The 20,621-nt window shown below is 69.3% G+C and carries 19 protein-coding genes and 1 pseudogene; 7 read left to right on the top strand and 13 right to left on the bottom strand.

Features of this window, described 5'->3' with window-relative positions; translation table 11 throughout:
• Positions 1-13 precede the first annotated feature (13 nt).
• The 8 genes from BOX37_RS29465 to BOX37_RS29430 form a co-directional block, all read right to left on the bottom strand.
• Positions 14-1,447, bottom strand: a complete 1,434-nt coding sequence (locus BOX37_RS29465; RefSeq protein WP_071930463.1) for a DUF1254 domain-containing protein — start codon at positions 1,445-1,447, stop codon at positions 14-16.
• A gap of 86 nt (positions 1,448-1,533) precedes the next feature.
• Positions 1,534-2,721 (bottom strand): TetR/AcrR family transcriptional regulator, encoded by a 1,188-nt coding sequence (locus BOX37_RS29460; protein ID WP_240505099.1) that lies wholly within the window; start codon positions 2,719-2,721, stop codon positions 1,534-1,536.
• Positions 2,722-2,769: 48 nt separating this feature from the next.
• A complete protein-coding gene (locus BOX37_RS29455) occupies positions 2,770-4,713 on the bottom strand; it encodes an acetoacetate--CoA ligase (protein WP_071930461.1) in 1,944 nt (647 codons plus the stop codon).
• Between the two features lie 96 nt (positions 4,714-4,809).
• Positions 4,810-5,637, bottom strand: a complete 828-nt coding sequence (locus BOX37_RS29450; protein WP_071930460.1) for an HpcH/HpaI aldolase/citrate lyase family protein — start codon at positions 5,635-5,637, stop codon at positions 4,810-4,812.
• Positions 5,634-6,113, bottom strand: coding sequence for a MaoC family dehydratase (locus tag BOX37_RS29445; RefSeq protein WP_071930459.1), 480 nt, complete (start codon positions 6,111-6,113; stop codon positions 5,634-5,636). The genes BOX37_RS29450 and BOX37_RS29445 overlap by 4 nt, the downstream gene beginning before the upstream one ends.
• Entirely contained in the window at positions 6,110-7,270 is a 1,161-nt protein-coding gene (locus tag BOX37_RS29440; RefSeq protein WP_071930458.1) for an acyl-CoA dehydrogenase family protein, read from the bottom strand. Before BOX37_RS29440 ends, BOX37_RS29445 begins: the two co-directional genes overlap by 4 nt.
• Positions 7,267-9,420, bottom strand: a complete 2,154-nt coding sequence (locus BOX37_RS29435) for an acetyl/propionyl/methylcrotonyl-CoA carboxylase subunit alpha (protein WP_071931980.1) — start codon at positions 9,418-9,420, stop codon at positions 7,267-7,269. Before BOX37_RS29435 ends, BOX37_RS29440 begins: the two co-directional genes overlap by 4 nt.
• A 5-nt stretch (positions 9,421-9,425) precedes the next feature.
• Complete coding sequence (locus BOX37_RS29430; protein WP_071930457.1) at positions 9,426-11,033, bottom strand: carboxyl transferase domain-containing protein; 1,608 nt, start codon at positions 11,031-11,033, stop codon at positions 9,426-9,428.
• 95 nt (positions 11,034-11,128) lie between these two features.
• Between BOX37_RS29430 and BOX37_RS29425 the strand changes: the two are divergent.
• Positions 11,129-11,716, top strand: a pseudogene (locus tag BOX37_RS29425) (SACE_7040 family transcriptional regulator); the annotation flags it as partial.
• A 151-nt stretch (positions 11,717-11,867) separates the two neighbouring features.
• Here BOX37_RS29425 and BOX37_RS29420 read toward each other — a convergent pair.
• From BOX37_RS29420 to BOX37_RS29410, 3 genes are all read right to left on the bottom strand, one after another.
• The gene (locus tag BOX37_RS29420) at positions 11,868-12,260 is read right to left on the bottom strand and encodes an NYN domain-containing protein (RefSeq protein WP_071930456.1); all 393 of its coding nucleotides are present in this window, start codon (positions 12,258-12,260) and stop codon (positions 11,868-11,870) included.
• Positions 12,261-12,555: 295 nt separating this feature from the next.
• Positions 12,556-13,260 (bottom strand): ABC transporter ATP-binding protein, encoded by a 705-nt coding sequence (locus BOX37_RS29415; RefSeq protein ID WP_071931979.1) that lies wholly within the window; start codon positions 13,258-13,260, stop codon positions 12,556-12,558.
• Between the two features lie 11 nt (positions 13,261-13,271).
• On the bottom strand, positions 13,272-14,327 hold the full coding sequence (locus BOX37_RS29410; protein WP_071930455.1) for an ABC transporter permease: 1,056 nt from the start codon (positions 14,325-14,327) through the stop codon (positions 13,272-13,274).
• 130 nt (positions 14,328-14,457) lie between these two features.
• Here BOX37_RS29410 and BOX37_RS29405 point away from each other — a divergent pair, with 130 nt between their 5' ends.
• From BOX37_RS29405 to BOX37_RS29385, 5 genes are all read left to right on the top strand, one after another.
• A complete protein-coding gene (locus BOX37_RS29405; protein WP_084761073.1) occupies positions 14,458-15,702 on the top strand; it encodes a sensor histidine kinase in 1,245 nt (414 codons plus the stop codon).
• Positions 15,699-16,316, top strand: a complete 618-nt coding sequence (locus tag BOX37_RS29400) for a LuxR C-terminal-related transcriptional regulator (protein ID WP_071930453.1) — start codon at positions 15,699-15,701, stop codon at positions 16,314-16,316. Before BOX37_RS29405 ends, BOX37_RS29400 begins: the two co-directional genes overlap by 4 nt.
• A 45-nt stretch (positions 16,317-16,361) precedes the next feature.
• Positions 16,362-16,655 carry a hypothetical protein gene (locus BOX37_RS36345; protein ID WP_240505098.1) on the top strand — a complete coding sequence of 98 codons (294 nt, stop codon included), beginning with the start codon at positions 16,362-16,364 and terminating at the stop codon, positions 16,653-16,655.
• Positions 16,652-17,065, top strand: a complete 414-nt coding sequence (locus tag BOX37_RS29390; RefSeq protein ID WP_071930452.1) for a type II toxin-antitoxin system VapC family toxin — start codon at positions 16,652-16,654, stop codon at positions 17,063-17,065. Before BOX37_RS36345 ends, BOX37_RS29390 begins: the two co-directional genes overlap by 4 nt.
• 116 nt (positions 17,066-17,181) lie before the next feature.
• A complete protein-coding gene (locus BOX37_RS29385) occupies positions 17,182-17,607 on the top strand; it encodes a PPOX class F420-dependent oxidoreductase (RefSeq protein ID WP_071930451.1) in 426 nt (141 codons plus the stop codon).
• Between the two features lie 6 nt (positions 17,608-17,613).
• Here the strand turns inward: BOX37_RS29385 and BOX37_RS29380 are convergent, their stop codons facing one another.
• Complete coding sequence (locus BOX37_RS29380) at positions 17,614-18,879, bottom strand: TerD family protein (protein WP_071930450.1); 1,266 nt, start codon at positions 18,877-18,879, stop codon at positions 17,614-17,616.
• A gap of 67 nt (positions 18,880-18,946) precedes the next feature.
• Positions 18,947-19,579 (bottom strand): DUF3105 domain-containing protein, encoded by a 633-nt coding sequence (locus BOX37_RS29375; RefSeq protein WP_084761072.1) that lies wholly within the window; start codon positions 19,577-19,579, stop codon positions 18,947-18,949.
• 215 nt (positions 19,580-19,794) lie between these two features.
• On the opposite strand from BOX37_RS29375, the gene cobM reads away from it, so the two are divergent.
• Positions 19,795-20,583: a precorrin-4 C(11)-methyltransferase gene (gene cobM, locus BOX37_RS29370; protein WP_071930448.1), complete on the top strand. Its 789-nt coding sequence runs from the start codon at positions 19,795-19,797 to the stop codon at positions 20,581-20,583.
• Positions 20,584-20,621: the final 38 nt, after the last annotated feature.

Below are 20,621 nucleotides of genomic sequence, written 5' to 3'. Positions count from 1 at the left end.
CTCCTAGTCGTCGTTATTGCACGGGGACCATTGGTGGTGGTACCCACTTTCCTTCCAGGGCATCTTCTTTTGGTGCGTAGAGGCGCAGGGTGAGAGAGAAGTCACCGGTGGCGGGGATGGGCAGCCAGTTGCCGGGGGCGACGGCGGGGCGGGGGTCCTCGTATTGGAGGGCGATGTCGACCGTGCCGTCGGCGGTGGGGGTGACCGGAGGGTGGTGGCCGACGGAATAGATCTCGGCGGCGTTGGGGATCAGGAAGCCCTCGGGGTCGTAGGCGGTGATCGAGGAGAAGGCCTCGGCCGGCGGCCACTGGCCGGGGTCGAAACGGATCCGGTAGCGCAGCGGGCGCCCCTGCTCATCGGCCGCGGGGGCGCTCCAGAGCACGGCGTAGAGGACGTTGCGGATGGGGGAGAGGCCGGGCGACCGCATGGTCGTCGCGGCTCGGCGCAGGTAGTCGGTGCCGAAGTTGCCGATCTCGGTCGGGATCTCCCAGCCGTTGACCCTGCGTGCGGTGGGATCCTCCCAGCCGACGATCCGGCGATGCGCTTGGCGGACCGCCTCGTCGAGGATCTCGCTCGGTTGACTGTCGACGTTGCCGCCCGGCTGCACCCCGATCGTGGCCAATTGCCCGGCCAGCGCGGCGTCGGCGGGCGTGGGCGCCGAGGCCAGCATGAGTCGGCACAGCCGATTGAAATAGGTGCGGCCGTCCAGCGCCGCGATCCGCTTCACCGGCGGCTCCGGCCCACGGTCGATCGGGTGTACCCGGCTGACGGTGCGGTCGAGTTCGCCCCGCAGCCAGGCGCTCAGCGGGACCAGCTTCACCTGGTCCTGGAACCGATTGACCTGTGGAGCGTCCTCGATGCCGTTGATCTGGACCCGCCCGACGATCGTCGCCATCGTCGACGGCATGTGCAGCAGCGTCGAACGCTCGGGAGTCCGCCCCGACCACCTCGGCCCGGTGATGAGGTAGGTGTAGGGCGGTCCCTCGGCCCCGATCGTGGTCCGCGGCTCCTTACTGGTCAGATCGTGCACCGTGTTGCCCCACCCGTCGAGCAGCTGGAACAGCCAGTACCGGTCGCGCTCGGCCTCGGGGAGCTGCAGCACCAGCGGTTCGTCGTCGAGGTTGAGCCAGGCCTGCGAATACACCATGTCATGGCTGAGCCGGGCGACCCCGCGGTCGAGCGGATCGGGCAGAACGCTGTGGTCGAGGGTGTTCGTCGGCGCGCTCGCCGCGCGCATCATGTCGAGCATGATCATCGGATAGCCGAAGACATAGGCGTCGATCGCGCGGGCGAGCACGTCCGGTGGTCCGGTGGACCGGGCCGGACCGAACGGCGTGTCGTCGCCACGACCACACCCCGGCAGGGCCGCCACCATGGTGGCCGCCGCGCCGAGCCCGAGCAAAGATCGCCTGCTCAGACCGCGGTGGTCGTTCGCGCGATGACCCATCCACTCTCCGTTCGACGCCCGTCGCCGCCGAGCCTAGAACCGGCCCGGCGCGCACCGCCTCACACACAACGGGTGAGATCCGCTGCTCAGCCGAGCAGTACCCGCCGCATCAGGAAGCCAACCCGGGCCCGGCAGGCGATCGGGTCGTCGCCGAAGGCCTGACCGAGATCGATCACCATCGCGAAGGCCGCGTGCACCAGGAATCGGGCCTCGGCGGCGGACAGTTCCGGGCGTACCTCGCGGGTCAGCCGCGCCCATTCCTGGACACTCAGCCGCTGGATGTTGCGCAGAACCGCACGCTCCTCGGCGGGCACGTGGCCGAACTCGGCGTAGTAGACGACCGCCAGCGCTCGCTCGTCGAAGGTGTCGGCCACGAACTGGCCGATCAGCATGTCCAGCGCGGCGGCACTGTCGGGTGTGCCGGCGACGGCGGGTCCGATCGCGCCGGAGACCCGGTCGGCGGCGCGGCGGAACGCGGCGGCGAGCAGGTCGCTCTTGCCGCGGTAGAACCGGTACACCGCCGAGGCCGCCGACAGGCCGGCCGCCGAGGCGATGTCCTCCACACTGACGTTCGGATAGCCGTGCTCGTGGAACAGTTCGACCGCTTTGCGCAGCAGCAGTTCGTGTTTGAACGAATCCGGGATCTCGACCGGCGTCGACTGCTCCGAAATCGTCGCCGCGGGCGGCAATTCGGACTCGGTCAGGGACAGACAAGCGGTGCCGAGCAGCGTGGTCATGGTGCGCGCCGGCAGCGCGGCGTGATGATCGGCGATGCTGGTGATCACGCCGAGCATCCCGGTGGACAGCAGCCGTAGCTCCGCCGCGGACAGTTCCGGCCGCAGCACCGCGAGCTGTTCGTCGAGCGCGCCGAGCACCGAGGCGCGCTGTTGGTCGAGCACCAGCCGGTCGGCGGGCTCGAGATAGCGGCCCTCCCAGCGCACCAGCGCGACGGTCGCCCGGTTCGCCACGGTCGAGCCGAGGAGGCCGGTGAGCATGTGCCGCAACCGCTCTGCCGAGGACTCGCCCTCGTCCGCGGCGGCGATCGCGGTGGTGAACGACTGCCCCACGCGCAACAGTTCCTCCCGGAACAGCGCGTACTTGCTCGGATAGTGCCGGTACAGCGCCGCCGAGCTGATGCCGAGCCCGGACGCGATGTCCTCCATGCTCACGCCGTGATACCCGGCTGCCCCGAACGCCACGGCCGAGGTTGCCGCGATCTGCGCCCGGCGGTTCTTCGGCCGCCGCCGCACACTCTCCCCGGTGACTCCGACCATCGATCCACGTGCCCCACGAGATCCGCCGACATTCATACTCGAAGTGTATTATGCCTTGTGGGGCGGGGTGATCCGGGCATACCAGTCGAGCAGAGCGGGGTCGTCGACGGCGCTGCGTTCGACCACCCGGGCCGGGTCGGCGCCCTGAAAGAGCTTCTTGATCGGCACTTCCAGCTTCTTGCCGGTTCGGGTGTGCGGGATCCCGGGCGTCTCGCGGATCTCGTCGGGGACGTGGCGCGGGGAGACCTCGGTCCGGATCGCGGCGCAGAGCCTGGTCTTCAGCTCCTCGGTGAGTTCGGCGCCGGGCGCGAGGACGACGAACAGCGGCATCCAGTAGCCGCCGTCGGGTTGTTCGGCACCGATCACCAACGCCTCGGCGATCTCGGGGAATTGCTCGACCACCTGGTAGATGTCGGCGCTGCCCATCCGGATGCCGTGGCGGTTGAGGGTGGAATCGGAGCGGCCGTGCACGACGATGCTGCCGTGGCCGGTCAGGGTGATCCAGTCGCCGTGCCGCCACACGCCGGGATAGGTGTCGAAATAGGCGTTGTGGTAGCGCTTTCCGTCCTCGTCGCGCCAGAAACGCACCGGCATGGACGGCATCGGCTCGGTCACCACCAGCTCGCCGACCTCGCCGCGCACCGGCGCACCGAGTTCGTCGTAGGCATCGAGGGCGACGCCGAGATACGGCGCCGACAGCTCACCCGGCCACACCGGCACGGTCGGCACGCCGCCGATGAACGCCGACACCACATCGGTGCCGCCGCTGATCGAATTCACCCGCACGTGCTCGCCCGCGTTCTCGTTCAGCCACAGCGCACTCGACACCGGCAGCGACGACCCGGTGATGCCGACGGTGCGCAGTGCCGAGAGGTCGTGCTCGGTGCGCGGCACCACACCCGCCTTGACGCAGGCGAGGACATAGCCGGGACTCGTGCCGAGCACGGTGGCGCGGACCTGAGCGGCCAGGCGCCACAGCGCATCGGGCGATCCGGCGGTCGGGCTGCCGTCGTAGGTGACGATCGTCGCACCGGTGAGCAGGCCGGCGACCTGGAAGTTCCACATCATCCAGCTGGGGCTGGTGAACCAGAAGAAGGTGTCGTCGGCGCCGATGTCGGAGTGCAGCGCCACGGCTTTCAGGTGCTCGAGCAGGACACCGCCGTGCCCGTGCACGATGCCCTTGGGCAGGCCCGTGGTGCCGGAGGAGAACACGATCCACAGCGGATGATCGAAATCGACGGCGGTGGTCTCGATGATGCCGAGATCGGCGTCGGCCACCGCCTCCGCCCAGGGCAGGGCGTCGGGCACGTCGAGTCCGAGCTGGGACACCGCGACCGTCGCCCGCAGGCCGGGCAGGCCGTCCTGGAGCGCCGCGATGTCGGCGCGCTTGTCGTGGTCCTTGCCGCCGAACCGGTAGCCGTCGGCGGTGACCAGCACCGTGGGGTCGAGTTGACCGAGCCGGTCCAGCGCCGCCTTGGCGGAATAGTCCTGCCCGCAGGCGCTCCAGACCGCGCCGATGCTCGCGGTGGCGAGGAAGGCGACGACCGCCTCGGGGATGTTGGGCAGATAGCCGATCACCCGGTCACCCGCCTCGACACCCTGTTCGCGCAGGGTACGGGCGAAAACGGTGACCTGCTCGATCAATTCGGCCCAGGACAGCTCACGGGGCTCGGCGTCCTCGCGCAAGGCGATGATCGCGGGCCTGCCCGGCTGGGCCATCCGGATGATCTGATCGACGTAGTTGAGCCGGGTACCGGGGAACCACCGCGCGCCGGGCATCTCGCGCGTGTCGAGGACCTCACCCGCGGTCTCGCCGAGTTCGAAGTAGTCCCACAGTGCTTGCCAGAACCCGGTGACATCGTCGACCGACCACCGCCAGAGCGCCTGGTAGTCGGGGTACTCGTCACCTGTTCGCGCGCTGACGAAGGCGGCGAAGTCGGTGACCCGCGCCGATGCGATGTCCTGCGCGGTCGGTTCCCATTGCGGTTGCACCGGAGGTCCTCCTCGTACTGGGTTGCGCGGGCCGGAACTGCCCGGTCGATGAGTACCCCGGCGCGCGAGCGTTACGCGACGCGCGCCGGGTGCTGGTCAGCCGAGGGGCTCGGCCCGGCGCACGATCCGCTCCGCGTGCCGTAGCACCGGTGCGTCGACCATGCGCCCTTCGAACGCGAAGACACCCCGATGGTCGGGCACCTCGGCGAGAACTCGGTGTGCCCAGTCGAGCTCGTCGGGATCGGGGGCGTACCCCGCGCGGATCACCGCGACCTGGCTGGGATGGATGGCCACCTTCGCGTCGAACCCGACCGCCACCGCGTCGAGAGTCTCCGCCGCCAGGCCGTCGTGGTCCTTGATGTCGAGATACACCGAGTCGAGGGCGAATCGGCCGAAAGCCTTGGCCGCCAGCAGACTCGTCGAGCGCACGTGCCGGGCGATGTCGCGGTAGCCGCCGTCGGCGTGCCTGCTGGAGTTGCCGCCCAGCCCGGCCACCAGGTCCTCGGCGCCCCACATCACGCCGATCGCGTTCTCGGCGGCGATCGAGTCGGTGACCCGCACCGCACCCAGCGGTGATTCGATCAGCACGATCACCTCGTAGTCGGTCAGACTCCGAACCTGTTCGGGCGATTCACATTTGGGCAGCATGACGCGTCGATAGGCAGTCTGCGCGAGCACGGCCAGATCGGCCGCGTGCTCGTCGGTGTCGGTCGCGTTCACCCGGATCACGGTGTGCCGCGGGTCGAGTGGGGTCGCGAGCAGGGCCTTTCTGGCCGCGTCCTTGTCGGCGGCGGCCACCCCGTCCTCGAGGTCGAGGATCACCACATCGGCGGCCGCGGCGGCCTTGGCGAAACGTTCGGGACGGTCGGCCGGGCAGAACAGCCAGGCCGGTCCGCTCGGCTCCCACGTGCTGTCTCCGGTCATGCCGCCGGCGCCTTTCTGACCAGCGTCTGCCGGACCGCCTTCGCCACGATCACGCCGTCCTGGTTGCGGGCGGTGTGGGTCAGACTGACGATGCCCTCGCCCGGCCGGCTCTTGGACTCGCGCTTGTCGGTGACCAGGGTTTCGGCGTACATGGTGTCGCCGTGGAACAGCGGCGCGGGCAGCGCCATCTCGGAGAAGCCGAGATTGGCCACCAGGGTGCCCTGGGTGAGCTGGGCGACCGAGAGCCCGACCAGCGTGGACAGGGTGAACATCGAGTTCACCAGCCGCTGGTTGAACGGCGGCTGCGCGTCGGCGAAGGCGGCGTCCAGGTGCAGGGCCTGGGTGTTCATGGTCAGCGTGGTGAACAGGACATTGTCGGCCTCGGTGATGGTGCGCCCCGGCCGGTGCTCGTAGATCGTGCCGATCTCGAACTCCTCGAACCACAATCCCCGCTGGACGACGCGACGGGTACTCACAGACCCAGCTCCCTTGCGATCAGCATCAGCTGTACCTCCGTCGTGCCCTCACCGATTTCCAGGATCTTGCTGTCACGGTAGTGCCTGGACACGGGGTACTCGTTCATGAAGCCGTTGCCACCGAAGATCTGGGTGGCGTCGCGGGCGTTGTCCATGGCGGCCTCGCTGGCGACCATCTTGGCGATGGAGGCGGCCTTCTTGAACGGCTTGCCCGCCAGCATCAGCGCGGCCGCGTCGTAGTAGGCGGTGCGGGCCACGTGGGCGCGCGCCTCCATCCGGGCGATCTTGAACGCGATGGCCTGATTGCGGCCGATCGCCTGACCGAACGCCTGCCGCTCGTTCGCGTAGCGCACGCTCTCGTCCACACAGCCCTGCGCGGCGCCCACGGCCAGCGCGGCGATGGCGATGCGGCCCTCGTCGAGGATGCGCAGGAAGTTGGCGTAGCCGCGGCCACGCTCGCCGAGCAGGTTCTCCCGCGGCACCCGGACATCGGTGAAGCTGAGCGGATGGGTGTCCGAGGCGTTCCAGCCGACCTTGTTGTATGCGGGCTCGGCCACGAAGCCCGGCGTGGAGGTCGGCACCAGGATGGTGGAGATCTCCTTCTTGCCACCGCTGGTCCCGGTGACCGCGGTGACGGTGACCAGGCGGGTGATGTCGGTGCCGGAGTTGGTGATGAACTGCTTGGCGCCGTTGATCACCCAGCTCTGGCCGTCCTCCACCGCGGTGGTGCGGGTGCCGCCCGCGTCGCTGCCCGCGTCGGGTTCGGTGAGTCCGAAGCCGGCCAGCGCCTGCCCGCTGGTGAGCTGGGGCAGCCACTCGGTCTTCTGCTTGTCGTCGCCGAAGCGGTAGATCGGCATGGCGCCGAGCGAGACACCGGCCTCGAGGGTGATGGCCACGCTCTGGTCGACCTTGCCGAGTTCCTCGAGCGCGAGGCACAGCGCGAAGTAGTCGCCGCCCATGCCGCCGAACTCCTCGGGAAACGGCAGGCCGAACAGGCCCATCTCGGCCATGCCCGCCACGACCTCGTACGGAAAACTGTGCTCGGCATCGTGTTTCGCCGAGACCGGCGCGACGACCTGCTGGGCGAAGTCACGCACGGTCAGGGCGAGCTGGCGGTACTCGTCGGGCAGGGAACCGGAGGACAGGTAGTCGGTCATGCGGGGGTTCCTTCGCGTTCGGTCTCCGCCGTGGCGGCGGTGTTGTCGGGATGGGCGAGCACGCGGACCAGGACCTGGTCGAGTTTCACCTGCGCGCCCGGCTGGACCAGCAGCTCGATCGTGCCCGCGACCGGCGCGGTGAGCGCGTGCTCCATCTTCATGGCCTCGATGACCACCACCGGGTCACCGGCCGCCACGGTCGCGCCGTCGGCGACCGGGGCCGCGATCACCGAACCCGGCATGGGACTGCGGACCTCGGCGTCGCCGACGTGTGCGGCATCGCCACGCACGCTCGCCTCGGCCACCTCGCGCAGCACGGCGACGTTCCCGCCGGTGCTCACCCACACCTGGCCGTCGGCCTCGGCGACGCGGCACACGCGGCGGAGTCCGTCGACGGTGAGGGTCAGGCGGTCCCCGTGCAGCGCGGCAGTGAGCGAGCGGCTGCCGGCACCGTCGGCCGGATCACCCGGCCGCAGCGCGGTAACGGATTCCGGCTGACTCGTCGCGGGGTCCGTCGCGCCCGCGCCGGAGGCATGCTGCGTCTGACCGCCCACGCCGTCGGACTCGAGTCGCACAGTCGCGGATTCCGGTGTGCCCGTCAGGAAGACATGGCGTATGTGATCGCCCGACGCGAGCCGCAACACGGTCGGCGCCGGTGTGCCGAGCCGCCAGCCCGAGGGCACCGCCCACGGGTCGCCACTCGTGCGCGGCCACCGGCGCAGCCAGTGATACGCCGCGGCGGCGATGAATTCGTCGTCGGTGACGGTGGCGGGCCGGAAGTCGGCGACCCGGCGGTCGAGCAGCGCGGTGTCCAGGCGTCCGGCCTGGACGTCGTCGTCGGCGAGCAGGAAGCGCAGGAACTCGATATTGCTCGTCACGCCGAGCAGCACGGTCTGTGCCAGCGCGCGATCGAGCGCGGCGAGCGCGTCGGCGCGGGTGTCGCCGCGCGCGATCACCTTCGACAGCATGGGGTCGTAGTCGCTGCCGACCACGGTGCCCTCGGCAAGGCCCGAATCCACCCGCACGCCATGGCCATTCGGCTCTGTGAGCGCGAGCACGGTGCCGCCGGTGGGCAGGAAGCCGCGACCCGGATCCTCGGCGTAGACGCGCGCCTCGACGGCGTGCCCGACCAGGTGGATCTCGTCCTGGCTCTTCGCCAGTTTCTGGCCCGCGGCCACCCGCACCTGGCATTCCACCAGGTCGACTCCGGTGACCAGCTCGGTCACCGGATGCTCCACCTGCAGCCGGGTGTTCATCTCCATGAAGAAGAACTCGTCGGGCCGATCGGCGGAGACGATGAACTCCACCGTGCCCGCGCCGACGTAGTCGACACTGCGCGCGGTGTTGCAGGCCGCGGTGCCGATTCTGGCCCTGGTCGCGGCGTCGAGCAGCGGCGAGGGTGCTTCCTCGATCACCTTCTGATGCCTGCGCTGCAAACTGCATTCGCGTTCGCCCAGATGCACCACATTGCCGAATGTGTCGGCCAGGATCTGCACCTCGATGTGCCGAGGCCGGGTGACGAACCGTTCCAGGAACAGGGTGTCGTCGCCGAAGGCGGCACCGGCTTCGCGGCGCGCGCTGACCAGGGCGGCGGGCAGGTCCTCGGCCCGCTCGACCCGGCGCATGCCCTTGCCGCCGCCACCAGCGGACGGCTTGACCAGGACGGGGTAGCCGACTTCGGCCGCAGCGGTGACCAATTGCGCATCGGTGAGGCCCGGTTCGGCGATGCCGGGAACCACCGGAACGCCGAACGCGGTGACCGTGTTCTTGGCCGTGATCTTGTCGCCCATCACCTCGATCGCCTTGGCGGGCGGGCCGAGGAACACGATGTCGGCGTCGGCCAGCGCGGCGGCGAAGGCCGAATTCTCCGACAGGAAGCCATATCCGGGATGCACAGCCTGCGCACCGGACCGCACGGCGGCATCGACGACCTTCTCGATCGACAGGTAGCTCTCGCGCGCGGGCGCCGGGCCGAGGCGCACCGCGACATCGGCCTCGCGCACATGGCGGGCGTCGGCATCGGCATCGCTGTACACCGCGACCGAGCGAATACCCATGGCGCGCAAGGTCTTGATCACACGTACCGCGATCTCGCCGCGATTGGCCACCAGGACGGTGTCGAACTCGACGGGGGTGGATTTGTTCAGCATGTCTGTCACATCCGGAAGACGCCGTAGGAAACGGGTTCGAGCGGCGCTTGCGCGCAGACCGAAAGGGCAAGGCCGAGCACAGTTCTGGTGTCCGACGGGGCGATGACGCCGTCGTCCCAGATGCGCGCGGTGGCGTAGTAGGGGTTGCCCTGGGTCTCGTACTGCTCGCGGATCGGGGCCTTGAACGCCTCCTGATCCTGCTCCGACCACGGCTTGCCCGCGCTGTCGAGCTGATCGCCGCGCACCGTCGCCAGGACCGAGGCGGCCTGTTCACCACCCATCACCGAGATGCGCGCGTTCGGCCACATCCACAGGAATCGTGGCGAATACGCGCGCCCACACATCGAGTAGTTGCCTGCGCCGTAGGAGCCGCCGATCACCACGGTCAGCTTCGGCACCCGCGCGCACGCCACGGCGGTGACCATCTTCGCGCCGTGCTTGGCGATGCCGCCGGCCTCGTAGTCGCGCCCGACCATGAAGCCGGTGATGTTCTGCAGGAACAGCAGCGGGATCTTGCGCTTGTCGCACAGCTCGATGAAATGCGCGCCCTTCATGGCGGATTCGCTGAACAGCACGCCATTGTTGGCGACGATGCCGACCGGATGGCCGTGGATGCGGGCGAAGCCGGTGACCAGGGTTTTGCCGTATTCGGCTTTGAACTCATGGAATCCGTTCTCGCCGTCGATGATCCGGTCGATCACCTCGCGCACGTCATAGGGGGTGCGCGGGTCGACGGGGACCACGTCGTAGAGCTCGTCCTCGGGCTTGGCGGGCGGGGTGGTGGGCAGTACCTCCCACGGCGCTTCGGGGCGCGGACCGAGGGTGGCGACGATATCGCGGACGATGCGCAGGGCGTCGCGGTCGTCCTCGGCCAGATGGTCGGTCACGCCGGAGGTGCGCGAATGCAGCAGGCCGCCGCCGAGATCCTCGGCGGTGACGACCTCGCCGGTAGCCGCCTTCACCAGCGGCGGGCCGCCGAGGAAGATGGTGCCCTGGTCACGCACGATCACCGCCTCGTCGGCCATCGCGGGGACATAGGCGCCGCCCGCGGTGCACGAGCCGAGTACCGCGGCGATCTGGGCGATGCCCTTGGCGCTCATGTTCGCCTGATTGAAGAAGATGCGGCCGAAATGGTCGCGGTCGGGGAACACCTCGTCCTGGCGTGGCAGGAAGCCGCCGCCGGACTCCACCAGGTACACGCACGGCAGGTTGTTCTGCGCGGCCACCTCCTGGGCGCGCAGGTGCTTCTTCACCGTGATCGGGTAGTAGGTGCCGCCCTTGACCGTCGGGTCGTTGGCCAGGACCAGGCACTCGCGACCGGCGATGCGGCCGATGCCGGCGATCACGCCCGCGCCGGGGCACTCGTCGTCGTACATGCCGTTGCCCGCCAGCGGGGCCAACTCGAGGAACGGGCTGCCGGGGTCGAGCAGTTCGTCGATGCGCTCACGGGGGAGCAGCTTGCCCCTGGCCACGTGCCGTTCGCGCGCCTTGAGCGGGCCGCCGAGCGCGGTCAAGGCCAGCCGCTGGTGCAGATCGTCGACCAGCGCGGCGTGCGCGGCCCGATTGCTGGTCGCGGTCGGGGCGTCGGTGCCCAGATCGTGCGTAACCGTCATCACGTCATCCTGTCGCCCGGTTAATCGCCAATAACTGAAAATCAGGTTAATCTGGACTAACCGAGTTGTCCAGACCCGGTGGAGGGAGATTCGCTGTGGCCACCGTCGAGCCGGTCCCCGCGACCCGTCGTGAGCAGCTGAAAGCCGAGCGTCGCGCGCAATTGCTCGACGCGGGTGCCCGGCTCATCGCCGACCGCGGCTTCCTCGGCGTGCGCCTCGACGACCTCGGCGCGGCCGTCGGCATCAGCGGTCCCGCTGTCTACCGGCACTTCGCGAACAAAGAGGCCCTGCTCGTCGAGTTGCTCGTCGGGATCAGTGAGCGGCTGCTCGCCGGCGGCCGCTCGGTCGTCGCTTCGGCCGCGTCGCCGGCCGACGCCCTCGAGGGCCTGATCGAGTTCCACCTCGACTTCGCCTTCGGCAACCCCGAACTCATCCGCATCCAGGACCGCGACCTCGACAATGTCCCCACCCCCGACCGTCGCATCCTGCGCCGCACTCAGCGTCAGTACGTCGAGATCTGGGTGGGAGTGCTGCGCCAGGTGCACCCAGACCTCGCTGAGGAAACCGCCCGCATCCAAGCCCACGCCGCCTTCGGTCTGATCAACTCGACTCCGCACAGCGCCAGCCAGGCCACCGCGATCAGGGCCCGGCCGGTCCTGCGGGAGATGGCGCTGGCGGCCCTCGTTGGGGTCTCGCACCGCCAATCGTTGGAGAGTCTGCGCGAGCAGGGCCGGATTCAGCCCGCGAGGGAACCCAAGCGTCGCGCAGTCGAGCCGATCGAGGGCAGTGGCACGGTCAGCGATCTGGTCGAAGAGAACAGGTGACAAGGGGCAGTCAGTCCAATTGGCTCCACAGCCAGCTCGGACCAACGGTGTCGGTGCTGGGTGCCTGGACGCGGGAACGGAGTTCGCGGTCGGCGGTGACGACCGTGATCTGGTCGGCGGCACTCGCCTGAGCCACCACGTCGACGATCTTGTCGTCGCCTGAGCGTTCGGCCAGGACGACCGTCATGCGCGGGGTCGCGGGTTCGGTGTCGTCGACGGCCGCCTTGGCAGCGCCTTCGAGGACGACGACGATCGATGTGGTCTCGGGCAGCCGGGTGCTCAACCCGGCCAGATCCGCGAGCAGTCGCCGCGCGGCACCCGCCCGATCCCGCCACCAGCCGTTGGGTCGGGAACCGATCACATTGGCGGCATCGACCACGATCAACTGCCTCGGTTCGTTCATCGCACAAGTGTGCCTGGGTACGTCCGGGGTCGATCAGCTTGCCGGGTGTCGCAGAACTGTGTCAGCGTTGAGCTATGGCTACCGGTCGGGTTGGTCTCGATGCTGCTGTGCATTCCCGGCTCGTCTCGCAGGGGCGAATGCGACCCGCGACTCGAGGGCGCGCGGAGTTGCTGATGCAGCTCAGTCGTGGCGCGGAGACCGCAGACGCCGATCACGACAACTCCGTCAGCGCTGCGCTGGCGGAGTGTCGCGACAGCGAGCGTTACTGAAGGCTGGCGTAGTTCGCCGTGTGCGATCAGGCGGGGATGCGGTCGACGGTGGTCAGGTGGCCGTCGACCATGCGGTAGACGGCGTCCATGCGGTGCAGGTGGGTGGGGTCGTGGGTGACCAGGATGGTGGCGGCGCGGTGCTCGCGGGCGATGGTGGTGACGAGGTCGATGATGGCGGCGCCGCGTTCGGAGTCGAGGGCGGAGGTGGGTTCGTCGACGACGAGCAGGGCGGGGTCGTTCATCAGGGCGCGGGCGATGTTGACGCGTTGGCGTTGGCCGCCGGAGAGTTGGGCGGGGCGTTTGTGCGCTTGGTCGGCGAGGCCGACCGCGTCGAGCAGTGCCCTCGCGCGGGAACGCGTTTCCCCGCGTGGTGTGCGGCTGCGCCCGCCGAGGTGGGCGGTGACCTCCAGCTGTTCGGCCGCGGTGAGCGCGGGGATCAGGTTCGGTTGCTGGAACACGATGCCCATCGAGCAACGGCGCACGGTGGCGGCGGCGCGTCTGCCCAAGCTGGCGAGATCGACTGTGCCCGAATCGGTGTCGAGGACGACGGTGCCGGAGTCGGGGCGGATCAGGGTCGCCGCCACCGCGAGCAGGCTCGACTTGCCCGAGCCGGAGGGTCCGGTGACGGCGGCGATGGTGCCGCCAGGGACGCGCAGGTTCACCCGGTCCAGGGCGGTCAGGCGGTCGGCGCCGTCGGGGTAGGTGAGGGTGACATCGGTGAGGGTGAGCATCGAGGTGTCCTTCAACGGGTCGCGCCGAGCGCGGTCAACGGGTCGGTGGTGAACAGGAAGCGCAGGGCCACCGCGGCGCCGGCCAGGCCGAGCACGATCAGTGCCAGCGCGGGGACCAGCGTGGTCGCGGGCGAGAGCACGAACGGCACCGCGTCACCGAGGGCGAGCGAGGCTGCCGCGGTGATGCCGAGGCCGAGGGTCACGCCGGTGACCAGCACGATCGCGGCCTGGGCGAGGGCGTCGAGCACCAGCGAACCGGTGGTCGCGCCGAGCGCCTTCAAGGTGGCGACATCGGGCTGTCGCTGCACCGTCCACACCGTGAAGAACGCGCCGATCACCAGCGCCGAGATGGCGAACAGCAGCATCGTCATCAGAGTCAGCGAGCTGTTCTCGGCCTGGTAGGAGCCGATCGCCCCGACGGCCTCGCCGGCCGCGACGGTCTGCGTGCCCGCCTCGGGGTCCAGACCGCCGTGGTCGAGCGAACCGGTCACCGCCAGGACGGTCGCCGCACCGGAGCGCGGGCTCGCCGCCTGCCAGTCCGCCAGGCTCGTCCAGATCACCGGGGTGTGGCTGTACCAGTCGTCGGTCGACACGTCGGCGACCCTGAACTCGTGCCCGGCGAGTACCACGGTGTCCCCTGCGCTCGCCGAGAGTTCGCGCGCCGCACCAGCGCTCAGCACCACCGCACCGGATTCGGTAGCGGGATGATTGCCGAACGCCGACGGGTCGCCGCCGAACAGTGCCACCTGGACCGGGGCGGAGCCGGTGTGTTCGGCCCGGATACGCGAGATGCCGATCGGCGTGACGGTCGCGTTCTCGGCCGCCGACGTCCACTGGTCGAGCTGCTGCTCGGTGAGCACCGAGGAGTCGAACGACGGATCGGTGCCGGTCTCGGCGAACACGATCTCGTCGGCGTCGATGCCCTCGACCGCGGAGATGTTCTGGTGCGCCAGGCCCGCGGTGAGGCCGCTGAGAAAACTCACCAGCACCGCGACGAGCAACACGACGGTGGTGATGAGCAGGAAGCGGCCGCGGGCGGCCCGTAGATCTCGGAGTGCTACGAACATGACTCCACCCTCGCCGCGCGTAGCCCGTTCGGCATCGCACCGGCGCTGGAATCGCGCTCCACCGTAGGGCCGAGCGTGTTTACACCTTTCGATGGATGCCCGCGCGGTTGCCGCACATAAGCTGGTCGGTGTGCACTCGTCCCCGCTGACCCCGGTGGTCACCACGCTGCGGCTCGGCCTGCACGTGCTGGTGACGGTGCTGGCCGTGGTGGTCGCGGTGCGGGCGGTGGTCGATGGTGGGCACGGCGTCGCGGTGGTCGCGCTGACCGCCGTCTGGCTGGTCGTCTACTTCGCCGGGGCCGAGGTGCCGCGGCGTTTCGGGAAAGTCGAGCTGGGTTCGGGTCGTGCTGCGCGAGTCGTCAGGGGACCGAGGACTCGCGCAGACGCATCGGTGGGGATGGGGGCCCGGTCCGGGGCCATGTGGCTGTGGCTGGGCGTGCTCACCGTCCTGTGGCTCATCCTGCTCGCGTTCACGCCCGACGCTGTCTATCTCGCGTTCGGGCTGTTCTTCCTGTATCTGCACTTGCTCCCGCGACCGTGGAACCTGGTGACCGTGGTGCTGGCGACGGCGTTCGGGGTGTTCGGGTTCGCGGCGCATCGTGGGTGGTCGGTGGGGGCGGTGATCGGGCCGGTGCTCGGGGCGGCGGTGGCGATCGGGATCGGGCTGGGGTATCAGGCGCTGTATCGCGAGGCGGTCGAGCGCGAACAGTTGATCGACGAATTGATCAGCACCAGAGCGGTTCTCGCCGATCAGGAACGCACCGCGGGCAAGCTGGCCGAACGCGAGCGTCTCGCCAAGGAGATCCACGACACCGTCGCCCAGGGGCTGAGCAGCATTCAGCTGCTGCTGCACGCCGCCGAGCAAGCCGCACCGGATCACCCCGCGCTGGAACGCATTCAGCTCGCCCGCCAGACCGCTGCGGAGGATCTGGCCGAAACCCGCAGGCTCATCGACGAACTCTCGCCCGCCGCGCTGGACGGTCAATCCCTCGCCGATGCGCTGGAACGGATCTGCGGCCGGGCGCAGTCGCCGACGCTGGCCACACAATTGCTCGTCGAAGGGGAACCGGAGCGGTTGCCGATGCCGGTGGAAGCCGCGCTGGTGCGGATCGCGCAGAGCGCGGTCGCCAATGTCGTCCAGCATGCCGAGGCCGCGCGCATGCGGGTCACCCTCACCTATGCCGACACCGATGTGCACCTCGACATCGTCGACGACGGCGTCGGCATCGATCCCGGTGCCCTGCGCGGATCGCGCGCGTTCGGACTGGCCGCCATGCGCAGTCGCGTCGAACAGCAGGGCGGAGCGATGACCGTCGAATCAGAGCCAGGCCACACCGCCGTCACCGTGTCCTTCCCCCTGGGAGCCGCCTCGTGATCCGCCTGCTGCTCGCCGACGACCACGCCATCGTCCGCGCCGGCCTGCGCGCCCTGCTCGAAGCGTCCGCCGACATCACCGTGGTCGGCGATGTCGCCGACGCCGACGCGGCGGTGGCCTTCTGCGCCGCCAACCTCGTCGACCTGGTCCTGATGGATCTGCGCTTCGGTGACGGCCGCTCCGGCGCCTCGGCCACCGCCGGTCTGCGCGCCCTCCCGGACCCACCGAATGTCCTCGTCGTCACCAACTACGACACCGACGCCGACATCCTCGGCGCCATCGAAGCGGGCGCGGTCGGCTACCTCCTCAAGGACACCCCGCCCGCCGAACTCCTCGCCGCCGTCCGTGCCGCCGCGGTGGGCGAGAGCGTCCTCTCGCCCACCGTCGCCTCCCGCCTGATGACCAGGGTCCGCCGCGCCGACACCACCCTCAGCGCCCGCGAAGTCGAGGTCCTGCGCCTGGTCGCCGTTGGCCTGTCCAACCGCGACATCGCCAAACAACTCTTCCTCAGCGAGACCACCGTCAAATCCCACCTCGTCCACATCTACGCCAAACTCGGCGTCAAATCCCGCACCTCCGCCGTCGCCACCGCCCGCGCCCAGGGCGCGATCTGACCGGACTCGATAGGCGCCCGTGATACCTGGCGGTATCATGAGCGTATGGCTATGACACTGCGGTTGTCCGAGGAGCAGACGGCCGCACTGCGGCGCCGTGCGGAGGCCGAACACACGTCGATGCAGCAGGTTGCGCTGGCCGCCATCGATAGCTATATAAACCAGCCGACAGACCTCGGTCGGCGCCGCGCTGTGCCAGTCGACGAGTTGTTCGCGATGTTCGGTGACCTGCCGCCGATGGACCTCGATCGGTTCAGGGCGGATCAGGACGAGCATGTCGACGGAGCTGCTCATTTCGACGCTCATCTCCGGGCGAACCGGTCTGGAGAAGCTGAGTGACCGCCAAGCACCTGCGCGGTCTTGCCGACACCAATATCCTGATCTACCTGGAGCGATTGCTCAGGGAGTCGCTGCCCGGCGAGTTGTTGACCAGTACTGTCACCTTGGCAGAACTGTCCGCAGGTGTGCACCAAACCGACGATGCGATGGAGCGGGCGCAGCGAATCGCTCGCCTACAGCGCACCGAGGCGGTGTTTGACCCCTTGCCGTTCGATTCCGAGGCCGCACGGCATTACGGACTGATCGCAGCGGGCGTGATCGCCCACGGTCGCAAACCTCGACGCCGAGAAGCGGATCTGATGATCGCGGCCGTTGCCGCCGCCCGCCGACTGCCACTGTTCACCACCAACCCTGATGACTTCAAAGGCACCGAAAACCTCGTGACGGTCGTCCCGGTACAACGCCCGTAGGTACCTCGCCCGACGACGAACCGCCGCCGCCAGCACGCGTCCGGGGACGCGATCTGACCTGAAGACATGCCTTTCGCCTTCGGCCCCGCCTTACCGGATGGGCCTACCCTTGGGACATGGCTTCCCTGTCGGATCCTCAGGTACGTGAATTCCTCACCCATGGCACGCGGACGGGCAAGGTGGCCTTCACCGCTGCCGACGGTCGTCCGCTGGTGACCCCGATCTGGTTCATCGTCGAGGGCGACGAACTGGTCTTCAACACGGGCGCGAACACTGCGAAGGGGCGGGCGTTCGCGCGCGACCCGCGGGCCGCGCTGTGCGTCGACCTCGAAGAGCCGCCCTACGCCCTCGTCGAAGCGCAGGGCACGGTCACGCTGTCGGAAGACCTCGACGAACTCGTCCGCACCGCCACCGCCATCGCCGCCCGCTACATGGGCCAGGACCGAGCCGAGGAGTTCGGCAAACGCAACGGTGTCCCCGGCGAGCTCGTCGTCCGCCTCCGGCCGACCAAGATCATCGCCCACTTCGACATGACCGGCTGAGCGCGGCTAGCGGGTCGCGAGGACGAAGCGTTTGCCCGGGTCGACCATCTTGCGGACCGTCGCACCCTTCGCGTACTCGCCGAGGGCCGTCATGTTCCAGCTGTGCGCGTCGCGGGTCAGGACGCAGAGGAACACGCCGGTGGTCGGTTCGCCGCCGGACAGTTCGAAACGCACCAGCTCGGCGCCGGTGTGGTCGTCGATCAGGCGGCAGTGGGCGCGGGCGACCTGGTCGAACTTGTGGCCCGCGAAGGAGTTGACGGTGAAGACCAGAGCGTGGACCTCCGGGGGCAGGGCGGTCAGGTCGACGGTGATGACCTCGTCGTCACCGTCTCCGTGACCGGTCAGGTTGTCGCCGGAGTGCTTGATGGCGCCGTTGAACGCCTGCTGGCGCAGGAACCACACGTTGATCAGCTTCTTCGCCCGGTTGTCGTAGGCGATGACCGAGGCGTCGAGGTCGACATTGCTGCCGTGCTTCGCCGGATCCCATCCCAAGCCCATGCGCACCCGGCTCAGCGGTGGTTCGCCGTGCTTGGTGAGCGAGACCGTCTCGTTCTTGCGCAGCGTGACGCGGCCCTTGGTGAGGTCGATCGTCGGTTGCCCGAATCTCGGCGGCTCGGCGGGCTGCCGCGAGGGTTGTGGCGGGTCGGCCGGTGGCTGCCAGTGCTGAGGTGGGTTGGCCTGTGCTCCTGGGTCGTGCGGCGGGGCCGGCAGCGTCGAGTGCGGCTGCGCAGGCGCGGTGGGTGGCGCCGACACGGGCTGGGGGAGCAGTTCCGGACTCGGCTCGTCGTCGACGGTGATCCCGAAGTCGGTGGCGATCCCGACCAGGCCCTGCGCGTACCCCTGACCGACCGCGCGGACCTTCCAGCCACCATTGCGCCGGTAGAGCTCGCAGGCGATCAAGGCCGTCTCCGGGCCGAGCCCGTCCGGTGCGAAGGTGGCGAGCAGCGTGCCGGTCGAGGTGTCGGTGATCGTGATCCGCAGCGGTCCGGCCTGACCCCAGTTGGCGGGACCGGTGCCGTCGAGGCTGGCGGTGAGGACGATCTTGTCGATTTCGGCGGGGACGACGCCGGGAACGACGCGAATCGCCTCGGTACCCAGCACCTCGACACCGGGCGCGACCGGCTGGTTGTAGAAGACGAAATCGCTGTCGGAGCGCACCTTTCCGCTCGCGGTGAGCAGCAGCGCGGCGATGTCGACCGTCGTCGCGGCCGCTACCGAGATCCGCACCTCGCTCGCGGAAATCGGCGCGTTCGCGCCTTTGACCAACTCCATGGGTCCCCCTTGTCCGTCGCGACCCACCCTACGACGCGGCTCGCCCTCGGTGCGGCCTTCTACCGAGCTACGACATCGGGAACGCGTCCGGCCCGGGCGGGCTGGGGTCGTAGGGCGGCGGATTGTCGCGGTCGAACACGGGTGACGAGCAGGTGGCTCCGGGTTCCGGAGTGGTGTACGGGTTCTCGCGCAGGGCGACGATGAACTGGTCGATGCGTCCGTCATCGGCGTTGTCGGGGACCAGCTGGTGTCCCCAGGACTGCAGGGAGAGAGCATCGGACATGCCGGGGATCGGTGACATCAGCATGTACGGCTTGTTCTCGACCTTCGCGCGCAGCGTCGCCTGCTCCTCGGCGCCGACCCGCGCCGGGTCGTAGGCGATCCACACCGCGCCGTGTTCCAGGGAGTGCACGACGTTCTCGGTGCGCAGCGCCTTGTCGTAGACGACACCGTCGCAGGCGGCCCACCGCGCGTCGTGCGGTCCGCCCATCGGCGGGATCGCAGGGTAGGCGACGCGCTGCGAACCCGTCACGTGCAGACCCGGCGGGATCTCGACGGTGACGATGCCGGGTATCCCACGCGACGGGTCCTGATTGTTCACCGACGGCGCATACCCGTCGAGCGCGGCCGTGGCATGCCCGTCGACGGTGCCGCCCGCACACCCCGCGGCGAACACCGCCGCCACGACACCCACGACCATCGCCACCTCAGCCCTACCCGAAACCCGCACCCCGTCCCCTCTCCTCGCACCGACCCGTACCTCAGAACCTACGTGCCCACCCCCTCGCCCGCGCGGCCGATTCAAGATCACCACGCTCTGGTGGCGGACTGCCCTCGGGTCGATGCTGCCACCAGACCCTGGTGATCAACTGTCCAGGGCGTGAGGGGCGCGGGGGTGCGATCTACGCTGCTGGCATGACTGTGCACTTCATCGGGGCCGGCCCCGGGGCGGCTGATCTGCTCACGGTGCGTGCGGTGAATCTGCTGCGCGAGAGTGCGGTCTGTCTGTACGCGGGGACCTATCTCGATCCCGGGGTGCTCGCGCACTGCGCGCCGGGCACCGAACTCGTCGACACCCAGCGACTGGATCTGGACCAGATCACCGGCCATTTCGTGCGCGCGCACGCGGCGGGCCTGGACGTGGCGCGTCTGTGCTCGGGCGACCCGTCACTGTATTCAGCACTGACCGAGCAGACCCGCCGCCTCGACGCCCACGGCGTGCCCTGGGACATCACCCCCGGTGTCCCGGCCTATGCCGCGGCCGCGGCGGCCCTCGGCACCGAGTTGACCGTCCCCGAGGTGGTCCAGTCGGTCGTTCTCACCCGCACCCAGGCCCGTTCCACGGCGATGCCCGAAGCCGAGGCCCTCGCGAACTTCGCCGCGACCGGCGCCACCCTCGTTCTGCATCTCGCGATCACCCGGATCAGAGTGCTCGCGGCGGAACTGATCGCCCAGTACGGCCCGAACTGCCCGGTGGCCGTGGTCTACCGCGCGAGCCAGCCCGAACAACTCGCGCTGCGCGGCACGCTCGCCGACATCGCCGACCAGGTCGAATCCGCCGGCCTGCGTCAAGCCGCGGTGATCCTGGTCGGCCCCGCGATGACGCCCTCGATCGACTGCGCCCAGTCCCACCTCTACGACCCGGCCCGAGTCCGCGCGGCGTCCGAAAAGGCGGCTGGCCTGGGATCAGACCGGGCGGTGTGATCCATGCCTCAGTCGCTGGGTCCTCAGTGGGGCTCCGG

It is taken from the genome of Nocardia mangyaensis, assembly GCF_001886715.1.
In the GTDB taxonomy this organism is placed as follows: domain Bacteria; phylum Actinomycetota; class Actinomycetes; order Mycobacteriales; family Mycobacteriaceae; genus Nocardia; species Nocardia mangyaensis.
Note: the sequence above shows the minus strand (reverse complement) of the source record. Positions and strands in the feature narration are given on the sequence as shown.